Here is a 20,418-nt window from a genome sequence, read left to right on the forward strand (position 1 = left end):
CATCGCTATGTACTAGAAATCGTGAGGGATCACTTTATAATCATTCCTTGACCTGTGGGCAACTCTAAAACTCGATATCCTCTTTTCGCAAACCAAGGATCCTCAGCCATTTTTTGCTCACGATAATATAGCCAACCATAGTCATCTAATATCATCACCGCGCCAGGTACCATTCTGTCAAACAGTGCTTCTAAAGCGCCGATTTCAGCGTCGGCATTATTGATATCTAAATGCATGAACGCAATTTTTTCAGGTGCTGCAATTTTCAGACTATCAGGAACACGCCCCTGAGTAATGCGCACATTAGAAAATTCAGAAAACCTTTGTTGCACTCGGCTATATAATTCCTTGCTGTGTTCTGGCATCGCATGATGTGGCATTGTTTCATCATGTTCAAACAAATCGTATAAGAAATACTGTTTTTCCGAATGCTGTTTAAAGTCAACATAGTCACAAACAATTCGAGCGGTAGTTCCTTTGTAACAGGCAATTTCTACAAAATCGCCCTCTAATCTCATTCCATTATTAGCAGCCCAACATACAGTAGCAATTCTCCAAATAATAGATCGCTCTACGTCGGTAGTTGCGTGTTTATTAAAAGCTGACATAAATTTTTCGTCAGTCAGAAAACTAAGGTTTTTGTTATAGGTAAATAATTGATCGCCTGTAAAGATTCCAGTTTGCGATGAAATTTGGTTTACCGAATGTTGAATACCGTTAATGAATTCTTTATGGTTTTCTAAACCGTAAAAAGTCTTAGTAGACCAGCTGTTCATACCTCATCCTTAAGATAACTATTAAAAATACGATCCTAAAGCACTTTTTTCAGGAAGCCATCCGGTGCAACTGTGATCTGCAACTTATGTTGCATCGCTTTGTCGATTTCAAACTCGGGATGATTCTGAATATATTGATGCACTGCGGTTTTTGGACTGTTTCCCGGTGCCCACGGCCGTTGATCAAACACATCTGCCGGCACATCTTCGACAAAGGTATCAAATACCACGCAGTAGCTACCCTTGCTGACGAGCGGCGCATACGCTTCGAGTTCAGCCAGGACGTGCTCATGGGTATGATTCGAATCAAGAAAAACCATGATGCGCTGCTTACCTTCGGCCGCGGCACGTACTTGCGCAACAATATCCGGTGCCACGCTGGAACCTTGCAGCATCGTGATGCGTTTAGACATCGGGTGTTTCAAGATCGCCTGTTTGTTATGTTCACGGATATCGATATCAATGCCGAGTACATGCGCATCAGGATTTCCTCCGCAGGCAGCATTGAGCTCCAGCATTGATGCGGAGAAGATGATGGAGCCACCATGTGCGATTCCTGTCTCAATCACCAGATCAGGTTGTACCGTCCACATCAGTTCCTGCATTGCCAGTATGTCGATGGGGTTCTGGATAATCGGACGACCGAGCCACGAAAAATTATAAACATACTGCTTGCGCATGCTCTGTTCCAGCCAGTCGCGGGACTGCGCCTGAAATTCACGGTCTTGTCCGAGTTGTTCTATGCGCGCCGCGCGTTCGGCTTCAAATTGCTGAATAGGATTCATGGTATCTCGCAGTAGTGTGAATAAAGTGTAGGCAAATCCATTGCCAGTTTGTGATGAGGCGCGCCACAAAGTGCGCTTGTTTTTGCAATATTAATGTCTGGAAATGAGATATCCGGTGCATTTTCCAGAAACTCGCAACGCACGCCCAGTTTTTGCAGGATCGCAGCAATATAGGCATTCGATACATTGACGCCGCTGGCCAGATTATAAATTCCGCATGTACCATGCGATGCGATAACGGGCAAACAACGCACCACATCCTGTACCGCGATATAGTCTTTTTGCGATGCAGGCGAACTGCGAAAGACGACATGCTTGTCTTTCGCCGCTGCCGTCAGCACTTCAGCCAGAAAATTCTGCCGCTGCATTCCCGCACCGTACACGTTAGACAAGCGAACCACTCTCACCTCCCGCTGGCTAGCCAGACACAGGCTTTCGCCCATGAGTTTAGACAGATTATACAAATCACCCGGAATATGGGAGCGCACCTGCAAGACGGTATCTTCAGTCGTTGACGGTGCTTCCGCATAGACGCGTGTGCTTGAGAAATACGTGAGACTGGAAAACGTGCTGTGCCGGAGCACCTCAGATAACATCGTCACATGCGCTTCGACAGTGTCATAGGGCCGCTGACGAAAATCAGCCGTCAGTCCTGCGCAATAAAATACATGGCCAAGATCCTGCTGAGCCAAAGGCGTATTCCGTAACGGTGCGTCAATTGTCCAGCCCAGGCTGCGCAATTGTGCCTGCAAATGACGCCCGATAAATCCATGACCGCCAATCAGGGTGGCATGCATCGCTGCGGTCGGCACGCTCATTCACGCCACCCGACCCGGCGTAAAGGAACGCCGACATTAATCGAAAAGGCAGGCACCTCAGAGCGCACAACTGAGCCCGCGCCAATCACACAACCCTGCCGCAACACCGCACCATCAAGAATCACGCAATTAGCACCAATCCAGACGTCATCTTCAATCACAATACCGCCCTTGCTTGGCAAAAAGCCCTGCTGATTGATCCGTCGGTTTTTATCCTGATACGCATGATTAACGGGGGCAAAAGTACAGTTTGCCGCGATCGCCACATCGTTGCCAATGCGAATGCCGTTGCCGGTGTAAAGCACGCAACCGGAATTAATCGTGGTGCGCTCACCGATCACGACATCACCACTGCCGCCGGCGGGTTTAAATTTAACAAAGCTGTCGATACTGGACGATGCACCGATCACGATACGGGTACCGCGCACAGAATCTTCAATATCAGCCAGCCTGGAAATACGCGCATCAGGATGAATCTCGATCACAATAAACTCCTTTACAGAAGATGCAATTGTGGAATAGCGACCACGAAGCGGGCATTCCATTCTTTGACCGCCGCCAGATCATGCATGATTTCTTCCTGCAGGTTCCACGGCAAAATCAGAATTCTGTCAGGTTTATCGGCCAGCAAATGCGCCAGACTGACAATCGGAATCCGGCTACCGGGAAGAAACTTACCCTGTTTGTGCGGATTAATATCCACGACATAAGGCAATAAGTCAGGCCGGATGCCGGAAAAATTCAGCAGGGTATTTCCTTTAGCAGCTGCACCGTAGGCAGCGACGCGCAGATTCTGGCGCTTACAATCGAGCAGGAATTGCAAGAGATCGAATTTCGCCTGCTTCGCCCTGCTTTGCACATCGCGGTAAAACGGCAGCGCATTCATACCGGCAACCCGTTCTTTCGCCAGAATATCCCCGACGCTTGGCAGCACAGATCTGGCTTTAGCATCCAGACGTTGCGCCAGCACGCGCAAGCTGCCGCCATGTGTAGGCCATTCCTGCACATCGATGATCTGCAAACCATTGTGTTCGAAAATCGTTTGCACCGCATGCAAAGACAAATACGAATAATGTTCGTGATATGCGGTATCAAACTGATTTTGCTGCACCATATTAAGAAGGTGCGGAAACTCAAAACTCGCCACGCCTGCGGGTTTTAACAGCAGCGCGAATCCGGCAACAAAGTCATTAATATCAGGCACATGTGCCAGCACATTATTCGCCACGGTCAGATCAGCCGACTGCCCTTGCGCGACCAGTTCTGCGGCAAGCTCACGTCCGAAAAAGCGCTCGACAACAGGAATACCTTTGGCTCGCGAAGCATTGGCGGTGCTGTGCGTAGGTTCTATACCCAGACAGGGAATACCTGCCGCCTGAACGTATTGCAGCAGATAGCCGTCATTCGCAGCAACTTCCACCACCATGCTGTTGGAATCAAGCGCCAGCTGCGCGCGCATGGTCGTAACAAACCGTTCGGCATGACGCAACCAGCTCGACGAACATGAACTGAAGTAGGCATAGTCAGCATCAAACAGATTTTCGCGTCCGGTAAAATCCAGCGTCTGCACCAGCCAGCATGCATCGCACACCATCAGTGTCAATGGCAGCCAGACTTCAGCCTGATGCAATGCCTCGGCAGTCAGGTAAGCGTTCGACGGCGGCGCGCTCCCCAGATCCAGAAAAGGCTGCGTCAGAGCCTGACCACAATGCCGACATTTCATACGTTTACTCCTTCAAAATATGCATCCAGCAGCGGCCACTGCCGGTCTTTGTCAGACATCGCTGTCACAGCTAAAGGCCAGCCTATCGCCAGTCGCTCGTCAAAGACATTCAATCCCATTTCCGCCGTTGGCTGATAAGCGTGACTATGGCAATACAACATTTCAACATGGTCCGTCAGGGTCTGAAAACCATGCGCAAACCCTTGTGGTATCAGGAATGAGCGCTTATTGTCGGCAGACAGCACTTCGGCATGCCATTGCAAAAATGTAGGGGAATCTTTACGCAGATCGACGGCGACATCCCAGACCGCTCCTTGCAGGCAAGTAATCAGTTTCATTTCGGCGTGAGGGGGCAATTGCAAATGCAAGCCGCGCACACTGCCCTTTTCCAGCGTCTGAGTGTGATTCACTTGCGCGACACCTTGCGTCCAACCGAATTCCACCAGTTCGTCTGCGCAAAATAGACGCTGAAAATAGCCGCGCGCATCCGCCAGCGGCCGTCGCTGCAAGAGCGACAAACCGATGATCGGTGTCGTCAACAGTTCAAATCGTTGTGCCATACATTTTTATCTTCATCAGCCCGGCATTCCCTATCTAATTTAGCGTTACAACTGTCTGTTTTCATATACTCCCCCCACTTTTGAGAAATTCCGCTCTCATCTCCTTGAAAATAAAGGAGCCTGGAATATACCCCCGGGAGTATATAGGAAGCCATTTTCCTGCTTTTTTCCCTCGTTCTACTTACTTTTGCGCCGGATATTCTGCCCGCATCCTTATTCTGTACCGAGTAAAAATGCGTCCAGATCGCGCTCGCACAAATCGCTGGCGCTCAGACCCTGCTCAAAATCGCGATACCAGCACATCGTGCGGCGCACCGCATTCTGTAAATCCCAGCGTGCGCGTATACCTAATTCCCGCCGCGCCTTGCTGACATCCAGCGCCAGCAGACCTGCTTCATGTGGCCCGCTGATATCACGCGCGAAATCGACCTCTCCGCCGCCATAAGCGCCCTGCGCCAGTTCAACAACCTCACGCACGGTGGCGACTTCGTCCGGCCCAAAATTCCAGGCTTCGCCCAGCCCCGGTAAATGATAAGCCCGTTGCGCCAGGGTCAGATACGCCGAGACGGGCTCCAGTACATGTTGCCATGGTCGCACTGATTCCGGACGACGTATCTGCAGACGTTGATGCCTTTGCCATGCCCGCACTGCGTCCGGCAGCAAACGATCTTCCGACCAGTCGCCGCCACCGATGACATTGCCCGCTCTGGCAACCGCCACCGTCACGCCTTGCTCGGCCAGAAACGCCGAGCGATAACTCGCAATTACCAGCTCAGACGCCGCTTTACTCGCGCTGTACGGATCATGTCCACCCAGTTCAGCGGTTTCCGGATAGGGCGTCAGTAATTCGCGGTTACGGTAGACTTTGTCGGTCGTCACCATCAGTGCCAAGCGGACACTGTCGATGCCGCGCAAAGCATCCAGCACGTTGGCGGTGCCCATCACGTTGCTTGAAAAGGTATCGAGCGGATCTTGATAACTGGGCCGCACCAGCGCCTGCGCCGCCAGATGCAAAACGATTTCCGGCTGACCTTCGGCCACGATCTGACGCACCAGCGCAGCATCACGGATGTCACCGATGTGACTTTGCATACGCCCGGCCAACCCAAGCGCATCGAATAAATCCGGAGAAGTACGCGGTGCCAGCGCCAGACCAGTCACCGTCGCGCCCATGCGCAGCAACCAGAAAGCCAGCCAGGCGCCTTTAAAACCAGTGTGCCCGGTCAGCAAGACCCGTCGCCCCTGCCAGAAACTGGGTTCAGGTGCAGGAAATGCGCTGATAGTCCCGGGACTAACTACGTCGCGATTTACCATGTTCGCCATGGCGCCTGCCCTGATTGCCATAAATCTTCCAACAGATTTTTCTCGCGCAGCGTATCCATAGGCTGCCAGAAACCGGCGTGTTCGTAGGCCATGAGTTGCTGTTGCTGAGCTAATCTGGCCAAGGGTTCCGCTTCCCAGCTGACGCTGTCGTCAGCGATAAAATCAAGCACTTTGGGAGACAGCACAAAATAACCGCCATTGATCCAGCCGCCATCGCCGCGAGGTTTTTCCGTAAAACCGGCGACCTGATCGCCGACACGCTCCAGCGCACCGTAGCGCCCTGGTGGCAATACCGCCGTTACAGTCGCAAGCTTGCCGTGATTTTTATGAAATGCGATCGAGGCAGCGATATCGAGATCAGACACACCATCGCCATACGTGAAGCAAAATGCCTCCTCGTCCTGTACGTAACGCGCGACACGTTTGAGCCGCCCGCCTGTCATCGTGTCTTCGCCGGTATCCACCAGCGTGACCTTCCATGGCTCGGCATGTCTTTCGTGGACCTCCATACGATTGTGCTGCATATCGAAGGTGACATCTGACATATGCAAAAAGTAGTTCGCAAAATATTCTTTGATCAGATAGCCCTTGTAGCCACAGCAAATCACAAATTCATTCACACCATGCGCTGAGTAGCTCTTCATGATGTGCCACAAAATCGGATGACCGCCGATTTCTATCATCGGCTTGGGCTTGAGATGGGTTTCTTCTGATATCCGCGTTCCCAGACCACCCGCCAGAATCACTGCTTTCATTGCGCATTCTCCTTGCAATAGATCTCCCACATGCCGCGATAGGCTTTCTCCACATCGCGGGCAAAACCCTCTTCATCCATCAAAGGGGAGGCTTCCATCTCGGCGCGTAATGTCTGCCGTAAATGCACAAGGCCATCGATATCATGCGCGAGGATCAGCGCTTTCTGCGCATATTCCATTTCAGTTTGCGCTACCCATTCGTCGCGCCCCAGCGCTCTTAACACACTGGCGCCGATACGGCCGACCGATGGACGATCTGCCAGGGTGATGAAAGGTATTCCCATATACGCACTCTCCAACAGCGTTGTCCCTGAATTATGCGGGAAACAGTCCAGGCCAATATCGATTTGTTTTAACACTTCCCATGACGGGCTGGTAAAACCGATCTCCAGCCTTGAACGGTCGATACCATATTGCATGAAACGCGACGCCATTTCATCCTGCACTTTGACGTCTTTAAAATCACCACTGTTGATAATCAGTCGGGAATTCGGCATCGCATCTAATATTGCTGACCAGACCTTCACTACTTTATGATTGATACGAACTGAGCGCGACAGACTGCCAAAAGTAATCACACCTGTTTCCAGCACCGGTGGCGGCACCAGCTCTGCTTTACGGACATCCGGACGATAGGTATAAGCCGGCCCATCCAGACACCAGACTTTTTCAGAAAACAGGTGGGCACAGTTATCGGTGACAGTGGCTTTGTCGGTCAGGTAATAATCAATCGCGGTCAAACCCGTGGTGTAGCCGTATTCCAGCCAGTGAAGGGAGACCGGTGCAGGTTTGCGCGCAAAGACGCCGAGGCGGTTGCTGTTTGTGTGTCCGGCAACGTCGATCAACACGTCAATGCCGTCTGCACGGATACGTTCTGCCAGTTCTGCATCGGTCATTTCACGAGTGTAAATCCAGTGGTCAACCGACTTTTTATAATATTCCGTTGTTTCGTCTTCAAACGGCGGATTCGCATAGGCATAAACCTCGACCTGACTTTTATCGTGTTTTTCAAGCAAAGGCAGCAGAAAATATTTACAGACCTGGTTATAAAACGCCTGCGCGACATACCCGACCTTTAAACGTTTATTCGGATCGCGTACGTTATCAAAAGGACGCCAGAAGACCTTATTGGGCAAACCAAAACGTTGATCGAAATCCTGATACGCGCCGAAAATCACTTCCGCCGGCAAATCCGGGTGGTAATTTAAACAGAACAATAAATTACTGAATATTTTGCGATTAAACGACGACTGCGAGTCTTTTTTAAATGACAGCGCCCGCATGTAGGCTTCGATTGCGGGATCAAGATGATTAGCCTCGCGCAGGGCATCGCCGTAGCCACCCCAGAATTCCGGGATGTTCGCACAACGGTCCATCGCTTCATTGCCGCACTCAATCGCGCGCTGTACCTCACCATTTTGTCTCAGGGCATCAATCAGATTCGGGTACACCTGAATCAGATCGGGCTGCAATTCCAGCGCGCGATAAAAACATTTAATCCCCTCGGCACATTGCGCATTCTCACGATAAGCCAGCCCCAGATTATTATGAACATAAGCCAGACCGGGATTAAGGCGTACGGCGGTTTGTAATGCCTCAATCGCTGCCTCAGTCTGCCCTATCATCCGTAAGGAGTTACCGAGATTATTCTGCGCCACCACCATTTCCGGATCAAGCGAGACTGCTTTTTTTAGATAAGTGGTGGCCTCAGCACAGCGTTCCAGAGATATCAAAGCGTTGCCGATATTTGCCAGCACATGAGGATTGTTCGGTAATAGCGCGACCGCATGTTGAAGCGCATCGTAGGCTTCGGAATATTTTCCCTGCTCCAGACGGCTGATACCAAGATAATCCCAGGCAATGCCATCTTTAGGATTAAATGCAGTCAGCCACAGACTGGCGGCTTCCAATTGTTCAAAAGAACGACTCTGTATATACCGATTGAGCACCTGATAATAAGCATGCTTATCTGCATTGAATTGCTGCGCTCCGGTAAACGCTTTTTGCAAAAACTGCAGTGATTCTTCGTTGAGTCCGGCTTCAAAAGCCAGTTTGGCGAGAAAGTAATTGGCATCCTGATGTAAAGGGTATTGCTGCACTATCCTTAAACACAGCGCTTTTGCTTTTTCTGGCTGATTTGCCTTGTATAAAGCTTTTGCTTCTTTAAATGCATTTCCCGGATGCAAACCAGCTTTACTCATTATGTGTCCTCTTTAAGGTGGCAAAGACCAACAACATGACTAAAAAATAATGTTTTTGGACATGATGGCTACTAAAATTCATTTTAAATGGAAAAAAGTAATTGCTTAAGCCTGAATAAAGGGGTGAAAGATATTTAAATTAAGCCCTCAAGAAATTTTAAAAGCTGTCGTTGAGCGGAATATGGGAGAAAACTTAAGCAAAAAAAATAGTATTTATTTGCGGAAACTAGCTAAAAGTTTTTGATTCGCGTCCGTAACCCTTCACAACGGCGGTGCAACAGTCAACAGACAGACCGAAGTTTGAGGTTTTAACGCCGAATTTAATAACTTAGGTAAGGAGTATCAAAATGGCTTCATATATCAATACCAATATTGCATCCATGAATGCACAACGCAGCCTGACTACATCTCAAGGCTCACTGCAAACATCCATGCAACGTCTCTCATCCGGTCTGCGTATTAACAGCGCAAAAGACGACTCCGCTGGTCTCGCAATTTCCCAACGTATGACTTCGCAGCTGAATGGTCAAAACCAAGCTGCACGTAATGCAAATGACGGTATTTCCCTGGCTCAGACAGCTGAGGGCGATCTGCAACAAATCGGTTCCAACTTACAACGTATTCGTGACCTGGCAGTTCAGGCAGCCAACGGTTCTAACAGTGCATCTGACCGTGCATCCCTGAATAACGAAGCCAGCCAGCTGATCTCCGAGATCAACCGTGTTGCAAGCTCTTCTAACTTCAACGGCGTAAATCTGCTGGACGGTAGTTTCGCCAACCAAACTTTCCAGGTTGGTGCTAACGGCAGTGCAAACGATCAAATCAGTATCTCATCAATTGCAAGCGCTAAATCTTCGGCTCTTGGTGTCGGCTCCACATCCAGCTACAAAGCAACCGTAGCAGGCGCAGGTGCTGTAACTACAACAGCGCTGGCATCCGGTGACTTATCCATCAATGGTTACCAAGTCGGTAAATCTGTTAGTGACGGTGTTTCCTTCTCTAACGCAGATGGTAGTGGTATCGCTAAAGCAGCGGCAATTAATGCGATCAGCGGTCAGACTGGTGTCACTGCAACAGTGGGTGCAACATCAGTTGCCGGTACAGCATCTACCAGTGCGACAGCAATTGCTTCCGGCGACATCACAATTAACGGTGTCAATCTGGGTGCATTGAGCAGCTCGACTTCAGGTGCTCAGCGCGGTGCGCAAGTTGCTGCTGCTGTTAATGCGATCAGCTCTCAAACTGGTGTCACAGCAACATTTGACACATCGACTGGTGCTGTTGCCCTGGCAGCTGCTGATGGACGTAATATCACAGTGACAGCAAGTACTAATGCAGCTGCTGCTGCAGCCAATACAGGTATCACCGTATCTGCACTTGGTGCGACAGACATTGCTACATCAACACTTTCCCTGTCTTCCACAAGCTCTACTGGTATCACTCTGGCAAATGGTACAGGTACAGGTTTGACAGCTGCAAACTTGACAGGTGGCTTCACTTCAGCAGCAGTCACAGTCGGTGCAGGTGTATCCTCTCTGAATCTGAGTACGGCGGCAGGGGCGCAGTCAGCTCTGGCAACCATCGATTCGGCGATTGCATCGGTCAATAGTTCCCGTGCTGCTCTGGGTGCGATACAAAACCGCTTTACCTCTGCTGTGAACAGCTTGCAAACATCACAAGAGAACCTGGCTTCTGCACGTAGCCGTATTCAAGATGCTGACTTCGCATCAGAAACAGCAAACATGACTCGCTCTCAAGTGTTGCAACAAGCTGGTACTGCAATTTTGGCTCAAGCTAACTCATTACCTAACGGTGTTCTCGCACTGCTGCGTTAATCAATAGCTTCAGTTTTCTATTGATGTAGATAATTCCCCTGATCAGTTATGATCAGGGGAATCTAACTTTGAAGGAAATGATCATGGACATCCCATCGATTGGCAACCCGCCTCAATCGGGGCAATTGATCAGCGACAAAAGCGCTGTCGTCAGCACGCGCTCAGCCCCTCCTGCCAATAACATCAGCACGACTACGGCAACTGCCGCCGACAAGGCTGATAACAAAAAGTTTGACAGCACCGAAGTTAATAAAGCGATTGCTCATATTAATGATGCGTTGCAGACCCGCTCACAGGATTTGCGCTTCAGCGTTGATACTGACAGTAAGCGTGTCGTTGTCAAAATTATTGATCAACAAACCAATCAGGTATTACGCCAGATCCCTACGGAAGAGGCACTTGAAATATCTAAATCCTTAGATAAATTAAAGGGATTACTCATTAAGAACGAAGCTTAATCAGTAACGATCTTTTTAAAATAGCAGGTAAAAACCCTTCTTTCATCTCAATTGAACAAGAATCAGATTTGATATAGTAAGGACTTCAAAAGGAGAATTATTGTGGCCATACAATCCACCGGTGTAGGTTCTGGGCTAGATGTAAATACCATCGTCAGCAAGCTCATGGCCATTGAGAGTCTGCCGCTAGCATCGATTCAAAAAAAACAAACCAGCTATCAGGCGGATGTCACTGCGCTAGGTGCGTTAAGTGGCTCAGTCAGCTCCTTCCAGTCCTCCCTGATTGCACTGAGTAGTGATTCCACCTTCAAAACACTGGCAGCTACAGCGAGTGATACCGCCGTTGCCTCAGTCAGTGCAAGCAGCACCGCAAGCGTCGGAACTTACAACGTCAATGTGACGCAACTTGCGCAGTCGCAGACGATATCCAGCGCTGGTCAGGTGAATACCACAGCCGCTATCGGAAGCGGTGCAAGCACAACATTAAGTTTTCAGTTCGGCACCATTTCAGGTGGAACTCAGACCGGCGGTATCTATAGCGGCGCGACATTTACACAAGATGCAAGCCAGGCAACCGGTACCGTAACAATTGATAGCTCGAATAACTCGTTGCAAGGTATACGCGACGCTATTAATAGTGCAAAAATCGGCGTGAACGCGTCCATCGTTGGCGATGGCAGCGCAACCCCTTACCACTTAGTACTGAGTTCAGCATCAACAGGGGCTACATCGAGCCTGAAAATCAGCGTTTCCGGAGATGCAAGTCTGCAAAATCTGCTTGCTTATGATCCTACCGGAACTCAAAATTTTAAAGAAGTTACTACTGGTCAGAATGCCAACCTCACTGTCAACGGTATTGCTGTCTCCAGCGCGAGCAATAAGGTAGCAACCGCGATTCAAGGGGTGACTATCACCGCACAGAAAACAGGCACCACATCAATTACGGTCAATACCAACACATCTGCGGTACAAAATAGCATTAACTCTTTTGTTTCTGCCTACAACAGTCTGAACAGTACCATTTCACAACTGACATCGTATAATCCGACGACCAAAGTTGCAGGGGCTTTACTTGGCGATCCAACGACCCAGGCAATCCAGAATCAGATACGAAATACGTTATCAACAGCCGTCAATGGTCTGGGTGGCGGATTCACAAGCCTGGCACAGATTGGTATCAGCTTTCAAAAAGACGGTTCTTTGGCTGTTGACTCCTCGAAACTTCAAACCGCATTAACAAATAATTTCAATGATGTTGGCGGATTATTTGCAGCGATGGGAAAAACGACGGACAGCCTGACCAGTCTGTCCGGGTCAACGGCAGCAACGCAGCCTGGAGACTATGCTGTTAAAGTAACCCAAATCGCGACTCAAGGCGTACTGACAGGTGATGTCAACTTAAACGCCGGACCAACGACGATTGCCGCCGGAACAAAAATCGATGTCAAAATTGACGGTCTTTCTGGTACCGTGAGTCTAGCGGCAGGCGACTACACTGCAACCCAACTGGCCTCGATGATACAGTCATCGATTAATGGTACCGCCAGTTTTTCTAACGCAGGTGTATCGGTTACGACCTCGATCGACAGCAATGGCTTTCTTAACATTACATCCGGCAGTTTCGGCAGTGCATCCAATGTCAGTCTGACCAGTAATGCCGGAACAAGCATCACTGCCTTGACTGGAACCGTCAGCACGGGAACAACCGGTAAAAATGTTGCCGGCACATTCAATGGCATTTCTGCAACAGGCTCAGGTCAGATACTAACTGGCGCATCAGGATCTCCGTCTGAAGGCCTGCAAATTGTTGTCAACGGCGGCGCAACCGGTGACCGTGGCAAAGTCAGTTTCTCCCAGGGTTATGCATACAAACTGAACAATCTTGTCACTAGCTTTCTTGGTACGACCGGCACGATCAGCAGTGCGACAAAAGGCATTAACAGTACACTGACATCATTGCAAAAACAGACGGATGACCTTAATGCTCGTCTGCTTAAAACCCAGGCTCGCTTACAAGCACAATATTCATCACTGGACACCGTTATCTCGAATTTAAATGCTACACAAAGCTTTTTAACCGCTCAAATCGGCATATTGAACGGCACAACGAACAAGTAACTCATATATAGAATACTCAAAGGACTAGCTATGTTTGGCTCATCAAAATCCTATGGTGCAAGCGCATATACAAAAATTGGTGTGGAAACTGGCGTCATAGCTGCCAGCCCCCACAAACTGATCGTCATGTTGTTTGACGGTGCGATCACTGCAATTGGAAATGCACTTCAGCAAATGCAGAAAGGAGAAATCGCCGCGAAAGGAAAGTCTATTTCTCACGCCATTTCTATTATTGATAACGGCTTGCGTGCAAGTCTGGATAAGCGGGTAGGCGGTGAAATCGCGTTGAATCTCGATGCGCTGTACGAATACATGAGCAGACAGCTGTTGCTGGCTAATCTGAATAAAGATGAAGGAAAGTTACTGGAAGTACAAAACTTATTGCGCGATCTGAAGCAAACTTGGGAAACCATTGAGCCCGTTGCTCAGCAACCGGCGGCACCTGCTGTCAGCGAACACGATCCATTACAACCACGACAAGTTCACGTTTTTGAGGCCTGATTCATAATGGAAAGCATAGAAATTATTACATTGTACGAACATATCGCCGTTATCACCGATAAAATGTTGAATGCTGCGCGTAACCGTGACTGGGAACGGTTGACAGAGCTGGAAAACGATTGCAGCTCCAAGGTTCAAAAAATTCGAGATAATGAGAGTCCGGCAATACTCCCCCCTGAACTCAAAGAAAGAAAAATTCGCGTCATCAAAAAAATACTGGCTGACGACAGAGAGATTCGAGACATTACAGAACCATGGATGGCCGAATTATCTAATCTGATGAGAGCGTCAAGTGCCGAACGTAAATTGAACCATGCTTATGGAGTCGCAAATTCAGCGTAACTGACATGCCTTATCGCCTCGATAACTCGATCACGACTGCCGATATCGAGGCGACATCGGCAAGTGCGGGACTCAATTCGCTCAGGCAGGAAGTTGCCTCAAAACTCGCGCAGCTCGTCGTGGGTCAACAACTCAACGGAGAAGTCCTTAGCCGGCAAAAAGATGGAAGCTTTAACGTCCGGGTTGCCAACCTGAGTGTTCGCATGCAACTTCCGGAGGGCGTGCATGAAGGTGATTCCGTCTCCTTGCGCTTAATTTCAACCGATCCAAGACCGACTTTTGCCTTAGAAAGCAGACAACAGAGCGTAGAAAATTTCATTACAGAACAAACCTACACACCGGGAAAAAAAACACTTTCTGATTTCTCTGCGTCACCCCAGCCCAGACTGGAAGAGACTAACAAGTTAGTTTCTGCAAAAGCAATCCTCCAGGCCACTACCGGCCCTCTTGCTCCGGACAGCGGCATTCACACTGATAGCAGCGTTACCACATTAAGCAACGCCAGCAAACTGATAGGTACTATCCTTCAAGCTGATAACGACAACGCCGAAAGCAGTGCTATTGTCGGGAAAACCGCGATACTAAACACACAATCAGATTTAAACAACATCGAAAAAACAGCCGTATTATTAGAAAAAAAAATCAGCCAGAGCGGTCTGTTTTACGAATCTCATCTTGCTGAATGGATAGACGGGAAAAAGAATCTCAGCGATTTGAAAACCGAGCCTCAGTCAGTACTCTCAGCACTGAGCCAGAATGTTAGCGGCGAAGAAAATAGTCTTATTTCAGGCAATAAAGAAATCATTCAGCTCATCCAGCAGCAGTTACGTACACTGGAAGATCAAAGCATTCGTTGGCAAGGCGAACTGTTTCCGGGGCAGTATATAAAATGGGAAATCAAGAGAGAGAAACCCTCTGAACAAACCAAAGGATCATTACCCGAGGATAATAATCACTGGCAAAGCACAGTAAAGTTTGATTTACCCTCTTTGGGCGTAGTTTCGGCGACGTTTAATTTTCACGCGAATCATTTGAGTCTGAGCATCAATGCAGAAAAAGAAGATACGGTGAACACGCTAAGAACGTACGCAGGACAACTTTCATCTTCCCTTTCTTCTTTGGATACGATTCTGGATAGCCTCAGTGTCAGAAAAGATGACAGCAAATAAACCCACCGATAAGCACGCCGTCGCCCTCGCCTACCATAGCGGAGACAGCGCTCCTCGTGTTGTCGCCAAAGGCAAAGGTATCATTGCCGAAGAGATAATCGCCCGTGCAAAAGAGCACGGAGTTCACGTACACGAATCAAAAGAGTTGGTATCGTTATTAATGAAAGTTGATCTCGATGAAAACATCCCTCCGGTTCTGTATATCGCGGTTGCAGAACTGCTCGCTTGGCTTTACCATATCGACACCGAAAAGTCTGACATCACTCATCAGACGCAAGCTTCAGCCCCTGCTATTTCAAAATTTTGACAGATAAGAGCAAATAAACACATGCAATCCCCTCCTTCTCTCGGGACTGAAAACCAAAGTCCATTCCAGGTTGACTCCCGCCGGGAAATTATCTCCCTGTTGCGCGGTCTGAAAGATAGCAACCAGTTCATCAGCATGTTGATTCATGATGGAGCTGAGGTGTTTATCACATCGATTCTGGACGTCGACGATAGCAATAATACTGTTACCGTTGACTCTGCGCCCGGGCAATTAGCGAATCAAAGAATAGTTGAAGCACATCGGGTTTCATTTGAGGGATTATTAGATAAAATCGGTATCCAATTTTCAACAACGGGCGTACATCTTGCCAATTTTGAAAATCGTCCCGCTTTGCAATTCAGCATTCCATCGAGTCTGATCAGACTGCAACGGCGTGAGTATTACCGGATTAACACACCTGTCTCTACGCCAATAAAAGTAGGTTTCCCTGTCGAACTGAATGATAAGCCTGAAGTCTTAAAATTATCATTGGTTGATATCAGTTGCGGTGGTATTGCGGTGCTGGACGAAAGGAAGATACTTGATTGCACACCGGGAAAAATCTACGAACATTGCACACTGGAATTACCAACGTTCGGTACGATTGACGTCACACTGGAAATCAGAAACTCCCAAGATCTGGTTTTATTAAATGGAAAAACGAATCGTCGTATTGGTTGTCAGTTTTCAAATTTATCTAATTCTATGCTGACCAGCGTTCAACGCTACATCATGAAATTAGAAAGAGAGCGGAATTCCAAATTGACTGGAATCCGCTGATACACCATCACTTCAGTTGTTTTCAGGATCAAATCTGCATATTCATGATGTCATGATATGCAGTGACTAATTTATTCCTGACTTGTACAGTCGTCTGAAATGAAATGTTTGCTTTTTGCATAGAGATCATGACGTCAGACAAACTGACTTTATCATCTCCCATCGCAAATTTTTCTCCCAATTGTTGCGACGTCAGCTGAACCTTGTTCACCTGATCTAGGGACGCTTTGAGTGCATCAGCAAAATCTAAGCGCTTAGGCGCATCGCTCTCTTCAGTGCGGTGGATGCCTGCCCCCGCCTCCATTTTTGCAGCCGTCGCTTTTAACTGAGCAACCATTGCATCAATGCGACTGCTGTCAATGCCAGCCATTTTCATACATTCTCCATAGTCAATAAAGATTGATCTGGCATCTACCTTATCATTTGGAAAATTCTTCATTTCGATAATAAGATGGACAAATGCATGCTTGCTCCTCTGATTGAAATTTGGAATCCAGTGCAAAATCGGTAGTAAGGAAAAAACCAAAATGGCTTCATAACATGACGCAAACAGACTTCTCATTTTTCAATGCTGATCAGGTGATTTATGGCGACCGCTGAAAATATGATCATGGCTCCGGATGAGCTTGCGGAACCTAAAAAAATATTCGGGATACCACAAACGCCAGGCGTCCGTACAGCGATGCTGTCAGCAGGTGCAGCACTGATACTGGCAATCATGGCCGGTATCTGGCTGTGGGGGCAACAACCTGAATATAAAGTTTTATTTTCAAACTTTAACGACAGGGATGGCGGCGCTATCGTCGCATCTCTGCAGCAAATGAACGTTCCGTATAAATACTCGGAAAGCGGTACCGCAATTCTGGTACCTGCAAGTCAGGTACATGATGCCCGTCTGAAACTCGCGTCACAGGGCTTACCCAAGGGCGGCAATGTTGGTTTTGAATTAATGGAAAATCAGAAGCTCGGGATTTCGCAGTTTCTTGAGCAAGTCAATTTTCAACGCGCACTCGAAGGTGAATTAGCGCGCTCAATTCAGGCGGTCTCTGCTGTGCAGTCAGCAAGAGTACATCTTGCCATCCCTAAGTCTTCTGTTTTCATACGTGATCAGCAAAAACCAACGGCATCCGTGCTATTGAACTTGTATCCCAGCCGGGTCCTGGACCAACAACAAGTCAGCGCAATTCTGCATCTGGTTGCCAGCAGCGTTCCGGAACTGTCAACGAAAAATGTATCGATCGTCGATCAAAACGGTAATTTGCTTTCGGATATGAATAAGCAAGCCGGGAGCAATAACCTGGATCCGTCGCAGCTTAAATACGTGCAGGAGTTCCAACAAAATATCGTCAAACGCATTGAATCTATTATTTCACCTATAGTCGGCGCCAATAATGTCCGCGCAGAGGCGAGTGCAGACATCGATTTTTCCAAAAGCGAACAAGCTGCAGAAAGTTACCGCCCTAATTCACCGCCCGAAGCATCCACGATACGCAGTCAGCAATCCAGCGAGAGCTACAGCAAAAATAACAATGCATCCGGTATTCCAGGCTCACTGACAAATCAGCCGCCGGTGCCCGTCACCGCGCCAATCGTAGCCAGCGGCGCAGCAACATCAACGTCAGCATCCAATACCGGACTGGTACAAAAAGACTCAACTATCAACTATGAGGTTGATAAAACCATACGTTACACACAGCAGGGAATGGGAGGCGTGAAGCGGCTGTCCGTAGCGGTTGTTGTGAACTATAAGAACGAAACGGATAAATCCGGAAAAATCATATCAAGACCGCTAACGGATATTGAAAAAACACAGATTACCGATCTGGCACGTGAAGCGATGGGATTTAATAAAGACCGGGGTGACACGCTGAATGTTGTTAATAGCCCATTTGCCGGTCCGGAAAAAGAAACTATAGTGGAAGTACCATTCTGGAAACAGCCGGAAACCATACAATTAGTAAAAGAACTGGGCAAATATTTATTAATTGCCGCTGTATTAGCCTACCTTTTCTTCGGATATCTGAAACCCCTGTTGTATAAAATTATGGGGAAAGATGTCGCTGCAGAGAAAGCGAAAAAAGAGGCAGAAGAAGCTGAAAAACTTGCTGCTGAAAAAGAGGCAGAAGATGAAGACGAAGAGGAAGATACCTTCGTTGAACTCTCCAGTGAAGAAGAATTACAAGCGGCAAAACAAGGAAGTGCCTACGAATTAAATATGGATATGGCCAGAGAATTAGCCAAAAATGACCCGAGAATTGTTGCTAACGTAATCAAGACATGGATTAACAATGAGTGATGATGGAGTACAAAAAGCGGCAACCTTTATGCTTGCGCTGGGTGAGGACGGTGCCGCTGAGGTAATGAAATTTCTGGGACCGCGTGAGGTACAGAAAATTGGTGCGGCCATGGCGACAATAGGTGCAATCCCTCACGAGCGCATCGCTAAGGTGCTCGAAGAATTCAAAGCTGCCGCAGACCTGAGTTCGTCCGTCGGCCTGGATTCCGATGAATACATCCGCAATGTTCTCACAAAAGCACTGGGAGATGATAAGGCGTCATCCCTGCTGAATCGTATTCTTGGCGGTAAAGATGCCAGCGGCATCGAGAGTCTGAAATGGATGGACTCAGCGTCTGTTGCCGACCTGATTAAAAATGAACACCCTCAGATCGTTGCGACGATCCTGGTTCATCTGGAAAGCGATCAGGCTTGTGAAATTTTAAATAATTTCTCGGAGCGCTTACGAAATGACGTTGTTTTACGCATTGCAACGCTTGACGGTATTCAGCCAGCCGCACTGAGAGAACTTAACGATGTTCTGACCAAATTATTGACCGGCAACGAAAGCCTGAAGAAAAAATCGATTGGCGGCGTCAGAGCAGCGGCAGAAATACTGAACTTCATGAGTGGTGAAAATGAAGCATCGGTCATGGATAATCTGCGTAAATATGACGGTGATATGGCAGAAAAAATCATGGATGAAATGTTTGTCTTCGACAACATCATGGACATCGATGACAAGGGCATTCAGCTCTTGCTGCGCGAAGTCCAATCCGATTCGCTCATCATCGCACTCAAGGGCGCAAGTCAGGATATGCGAGAGAAAATATTTAAAAATATGTCTCAGCGTGCTGCGGAAATGATGCGTGAAGATCTGGAATCTAAAGGTCCAGTAAGATTGTCTGAGGTTGAAGCTCAGCAAAAACAAATTCTGCTCGTCGTACGGCGACTTGCAGACGAAGGTCAGATTATGCTGGGTGCAAAAGGTGAGGACGCTTATGTCTAGTGTCTTACGAAAAGATGACGTCTCAGCCTACCAACGCTGGGAAATGGCGTCGTTTGGTGAAACTCGCCCTCATCATATGCCAGAGCCCAAGCTTGACCCTGTTCCCGCCAGATTAGTCCCGACAGTGTCAGAACAAGAACTGGAGGAAATCCGCGAAAAAGCTCGACAAGAGGCCTACGCCGTCGGCTATCAGGAGGCTTATGAACGGGGGCTGCGTGAAGGACAAGAAGCAGGACAGATGATGGCGGCAGAAAATATGCAGCCCGACATACAAAGCATGCATATTCTGTTAGACAAACTCTCGGCGGAATTGAAAGAAGTCGGAAAAACGACAGGCAAGGAATTGCTGGATCTTGCCATCAGTCTGGCATCCGCAATTTTAAAGACCAGGGTTGAACTCGATCAGAATATTATCCTTCCCATCGTTGAAGACGCGATCGCTCAACTGCCATCTGCACAAGTCAACGCGAGCATCAGCTTGAATCCTGCTGACGCTAATATCGTTAAAAAAAATCTTGGTGACACCTTGATAGCCAACGGCTGGCGTATCGTCCCCGATCAGCAATTGTCACGGGGCGACTGCAAAATTGAAACATCGCAAAATCTTATCGATTCAAGCATTGATACGCGATGGGAGCGGTTGACTGCTATTTTGCGAAAAAACGCCTCGGAAGCTGAGTAAA

21 protein-coding genes are annotated in these 20,418 nt (G+C 48.3%); 11 read left to right on the plus strand and 10 right to left on the minus strand.

Translation table 11 applies throughout. The features are described from left to right. Positions 1 to 29 precede the first annotated feature (29 nt). The 9 genes from ACPAOP_RS08980 to ACPAOP_RS09020 form a co-directional block, all read right to left on the minus strand. Positions 30 to 776: a TylF/MycF/NovP-related O-methyltransferase gene (locus ACPAOP_RS08980; RefSeq protein ID WP_423707714.1), complete on the minus strand. Its 747-nt coding sequence runs from the start codon at positions 774 to 776 to the stop codon at positions 30 to 32. Positions 777 to 811: 35 nt separating this feature from the next. Next, on the minus strand, positions 812 to 1,561 hold the full coding sequence (locus tag ACPAOP_RS08985; protein ID WP_423707716.1) for a cephalosporin hydroxylase family protein: 750 nt from the start codon (positions 1,559 to 1,561) through the stop codon (positions 812 to 814). Next, positions 1,558 to 2,379 carry an NAD-dependent epimerase/dehydratase family protein gene (locus ACPAOP_RS08990; protein ID WP_423707718.1) on the minus strand — a complete coding sequence of 274 codons (822 nt, stop codon included), beginning with the start codon at positions 2,377 to 2,379 and terminating at the stop codon, positions 1,558 to 1,560. The genes ACPAOP_RS08985 and ACPAOP_RS08990 overlap by 4 nt, the downstream gene beginning before the upstream one ends. Then, a complete protein-coding gene (locus tag ACPAOP_RS08995) occupies positions 2,376 to 2,864 on the minus strand; it encodes an acyltransferase (protein WP_423707719.1) in 489 nt (162 codons plus the stop codon). Before ACPAOP_RS08995 ends, ACPAOP_RS08990 begins: the two co-directional genes overlap by 4 nt. 11 nt (positions 2,865 to 2,875) lie before the next feature. Beyond that, entirely contained in the window at positions 2,876 to 4,102 is a 1,227-nt protein-coding gene (locus ACPAOP_RS09000; protein WP_423707720.1) for a methyltransferase domain-containing protein, read from the minus strand. Beyond that, complete coding sequence (locus ACPAOP_RS09005; protein WP_423707721.1) at positions 4,099 to 4,662, minus strand: dTDP-4-dehydrorhamnose 3,5-epimerase family protein; 564 nt, start codon at positions 4,660 to 4,662, stop codon at positions 4,099 to 4,101. Before ACPAOP_RS09005 ends, ACPAOP_RS09000 begins: the two co-directional genes overlap by 4 nt. Before the next feature lie 213 nt (positions 4,663 to 4,875). Further along, complete coding sequence (gene rfbG / locus ACPAOP_RS09010; RefSeq protein WP_423682100.1) at positions 4,876 to 6,006, minus strand: CDP-glucose 4,6-dehydratase; 1,131 nt, start codon at positions 6,004 to 6,006, stop codon at positions 4,876 to 4,878. Beyond that, positions 5,970 to 6,740 (minus strand): glucose-1-phosphate cytidylyltransferase, encoded by a 771-nt coding sequence (gene rfbF, locus ACPAOP_RS09015; protein ID WP_423682099.1) that lies wholly within the window; start codon positions 6,738 to 6,740, stop codon positions 5,970 to 5,972. The genes rfbG and rfbF overlap by 37 nt, the downstream gene beginning before the upstream one ends. Continuing rightward, positions 6,737 to 8,941, minus strand: a complete 2,205-nt coding sequence (locus ACPAOP_RS09020; protein WP_423707723.1) for a tetratricopeptide repeat protein — start codon at positions 8,939 to 8,941, stop codon at positions 6,737 to 6,739. The genes rfbF and ACPAOP_RS09020 overlap by 4 nt, the downstream gene beginning before the upstream one ends. Before the next feature lie 347 nt (positions 8,942 to 9,288). On the opposite strand from ACPAOP_RS09020, the gene ACPAOP_RS09025 reads away from it, so the two are divergent. The 8 genes from ACPAOP_RS09025 (at position 9,289) to ACPAOP_RS09060 (ending at position 16,451) form a co-directional block, all read left to right on the plus strand. Further along, on the plus strand, positions 9,289 to 10,776 hold the full coding sequence (locus ACPAOP_RS09025) for a flagellin (protein ID WP_423707725.1): 1,488 nt from the start codon (positions 9,289 to 9,291) through the stop codon (positions 10,774 to 10,776). A gap of 83 nt (positions 10,777 to 10,859) precedes the next feature. Next, on the plus strand, positions 10,860 to 11,234 hold the full coding sequence (locus ACPAOP_RS09030) for a flagellar protein FlaG (RefSeq protein ID WP_423682095.1): 375 nt from the start codon (positions 10,860 to 10,862) through the stop codon (positions 11,232 to 11,234). Positions 11,235 to 11,336: 102 nt separating this feature from the next. Next, entirely contained in the window at positions 11,337 to 13,352 is a 2,016-nt protein-coding gene (gene fliD, locus ACPAOP_RS09035; RefSeq protein WP_423707727.1) for a flagellar filament capping protein FliD, read from the plus strand. A gap of 30 nt (positions 13,353 to 13,382) precedes the next feature. Continuing rightward, positions 13,383 to 13,853 carry a flagellar export chaperone FliS gene (gene fliS / locus ACPAOP_RS09040; RefSeq protein WP_423682092.1) on the plus strand — a complete coding sequence of 157 codons (471 nt, stop codon included), beginning with the start codon at positions 13,383 to 13,385 and terminating at the stop codon, positions 13,851 to 13,853. A gap of 6 nt (positions 13,854 to 13,859) precedes the next feature. Further along, entirely contained in the window at positions 13,860 to 14,195 is a 336-nt protein-coding gene (locus tag ACPAOP_RS09045) for a flagellar protein FliT (RefSeq protein ID WP_423682091.1), read from the plus strand. A gap of 5 nt (positions 14,196 to 14,200) precedes the next feature. Then, positions 14,201 to 15,364, plus strand: a complete 1,164-nt coding sequence (locus ACPAOP_RS09050) for a flagellar hook-length control protein FliK (RefSeq protein ID WP_423707729.1) — start codon at positions 14,201 to 14,203, stop codon at positions 15,362 to 15,364. Then, a complete protein-coding gene (locus tag ACPAOP_RS09055) occupies positions 15,351 to 15,671 on the plus strand; it encodes an EscU/YscU/HrcU family type III secretion system export apparatus switch protein (RefSeq protein ID WP_423710000.1) in 321 nt (106 codons plus the stop codon). Before ACPAOP_RS09050 ends, ACPAOP_RS09055 begins: the two co-directional genes overlap by 14 nt. Before the next feature lie 21 nt (positions 15,672 to 15,692). Next, positions 15,693 to 16,451, plus strand: a complete 759-nt coding sequence (locus ACPAOP_RS09060; RefSeq protein WP_423707731.1) for a flagellar brake protein — start codon at positions 15,693 to 15,695, stop codon at positions 16,449 to 16,451. Positions 16,452 to 16,479: 28 nt separating this feature from the next. On the opposite strand, the gene fliE is transcribed toward ACPAOP_RS09060, so the two are convergent. Next, positions 16,480 to 17,013 carry a flagellar hook-basal body complex protein FliE gene (gene fliE, locus ACPAOP_RS09065; RefSeq protein WP_423707733.1) on the minus strand — a complete coding sequence of 178 codons (534 nt, stop codon included), beginning with the start codon at positions 17,011 to 17,013 and terminating at the stop codon, positions 16,480 to 16,482. A gap of 24 nt (positions 17,014 to 17,037) precedes the next feature. Here fliE and fliF point away from each other — a divergent pair, with 24 nt between their 5' ends. Genes fliF through ACPAOP_RS09080 form a run of 3 tightly spaced genes read left to right on the plus strand, consistent with a single transcriptional unit; the run spans position 17,038 to position 20,417 of the window. Then, on the plus strand, positions 17,038 to 18,747 hold the full coding sequence (gene fliF / locus ACPAOP_RS09070) for a flagellar basal-body MS-ring/collar protein FliF (RefSeq protein WP_423682086.1): 1,710 nt from the start codon (positions 17,038 to 17,040) through the stop codon (positions 18,745 to 18,747). Next, complete coding sequence (gene fliG, locus ACPAOP_RS09075) at positions 18,740 to 19,735, plus strand: flagellar motor switch protein FliG (protein WP_423682085.1); 996 nt, start codon at positions 18,740 to 18,742, stop codon at positions 19,733 to 19,735. The genes fliF and fliG overlap by 8 nt, the downstream gene beginning before the upstream one ends. Beyond that, positions 19,728 to 20,417, plus strand: coding sequence for a flagellar assembly protein FliH (locus ACPAOP_RS09080; protein WP_423707735.1), 690 nt, complete (start codon positions 19,728 to 19,730; stop codon positions 20,415 to 20,417). Before fliG ends, ACPAOP_RS09080 begins: the two co-directional genes overlap by 8 nt. Position 20,418 lies beyond the last annotated feature (1 nt).

The sequence above is a fragment of the Undibacterium sp. WLX3042 genome (assembly GCF_049544825.1).
Lineage (GTDB): Bacteria > Pseudomonadota > Gammaproteobacteria > Burkholderiales > Burkholderiaceae_D > Undibacterium.

Bases quoted from the DNA above. Each gene is read 5' to 3' on its own strand.
- ACPAOP_RS08980 (WP_423707714.1), bottom strand. From the start codon at position 776: ATGAACAGCTGGTCTACTAAGACTTTTTACGGTTTAGAAAACCATAAA.
- ACPAOP_RS08985 (WP_423707716.1), bottom strand. From the start codon at position 1,561: ATGAATCCTATTCAGCAATTTGAAGCCGAACGCGCGGCGCGCATAGAA.
- ACPAOP_RS08990 (WP_423707718.1), bottom strand. From the start codon at position 2,379: ATGAGCGTGCCGACCGCAGCGATGCATGCCACCCTGATTGGCGGTCAT.
- ACPAOP_RS09000 (WP_423707720.1), bottom strand. From the start codon at position 4,102: ATGAAATGTCGGCATTGTGGTCAGGCTCTGACGCAGCCTTTTCTGGAT.
- ACPAOP_RS09005 (WP_423707721.1), bottom strand. From the start codon at position 4,662: ATGGCACAACGATTTGAACTGTTGACGACACCGATCATCGGTTTGTCG.
- rfbG (WP_423682100.1), bottom strand. From the start codon at position 6,006: ATGGCAATCAGGGCAGGCGCCATGGCGAACATGGTAAATCGCGACGTA.
- rfbF (WP_423682099.1), bottom strand. From the start codon at position 6,740: ATGAAAGCAGTGATTCTGGCGGGTGGTCTGGGAACGCGGATATCAGAA.
- ACPAOP_RS09020 (WP_423707723.1), bottom strand. From the start codon at position 8,941: ATGAGTAAAGCTGGTTTGCATCCGGGAAATGCATTTAAAGAAGCAAAA.
- ACPAOP_RS09025 (WP_423707725.1), top strand. From the start codon at position 9,289: ATGGCTTCATATATCAATACCAATATTGCATCCATGAATGCACAACGC.
- ACPAOP_RS09030 (WP_423682095.1), top strand. From the start codon at position 10,860: ATGGACATCCCATCGATTGGCAACCCGCCTCAATCGGGGCAATTGATC.
- fliS (WP_423682092.1), top strand. From the start codon at position 13,383: ATGTTTGGCTCATCAAAATCCTATGGTGCAAGCGCATATACAAAAATT.
- ACPAOP_RS09045 (WP_423682091.1), top strand. From the start codon at position 13,860: ATGGAAAGCATAGAAATTATTACATTGTACGAACATATCGCCGTTATC.
- ACPAOP_RS09050 (WP_423707729.1), top strand. From the start codon at position 14,201: ATGCCTTATCGCCTCGATAACTCGATCACGACTGCCGATATCGAGGCG.
- ACPAOP_RS09055 (WP_423710000.1), top strand. From the start codon at position 15,351: ATGACAGCAAATAAACCCACCGATAAGCACGCCGTCGCCCTCGCCTAC.
- ACPAOP_RS09060 (WP_423707731.1), top strand. From the start codon at position 15,693: ATGCAATCCCCTCCTTCTCTCGGGACTGAAAACCAAAGTCCATTCCAG.
- fliE (WP_423707733.1), bottom strand. From the start codon at position 17,013: ATGAGAAGTCTGTTTGCGTCATGTTATGAAGCCATTTTGGTTTTTTCC.
- fliF (WP_423682086.1), top strand. From the start codon at position 17,038: ATGGCGACCGCTGAAAATATGATCATGGCTCCGGATGAGCTTGCGGAA.
- fliG (WP_423682085.1), top strand. From the start codon at position 18,740: ATGAGTGATGATGGAGTACAAAAAGCGGCAACCTTTATGCTTGCGCTG.
- ACPAOP_RS09080 (WP_423707735.1), top strand. From the start codon at position 19,728: ATGTCTAGTGTCTTACGAAAAGATGACGTCTCAGCCTACCAACGCTGG.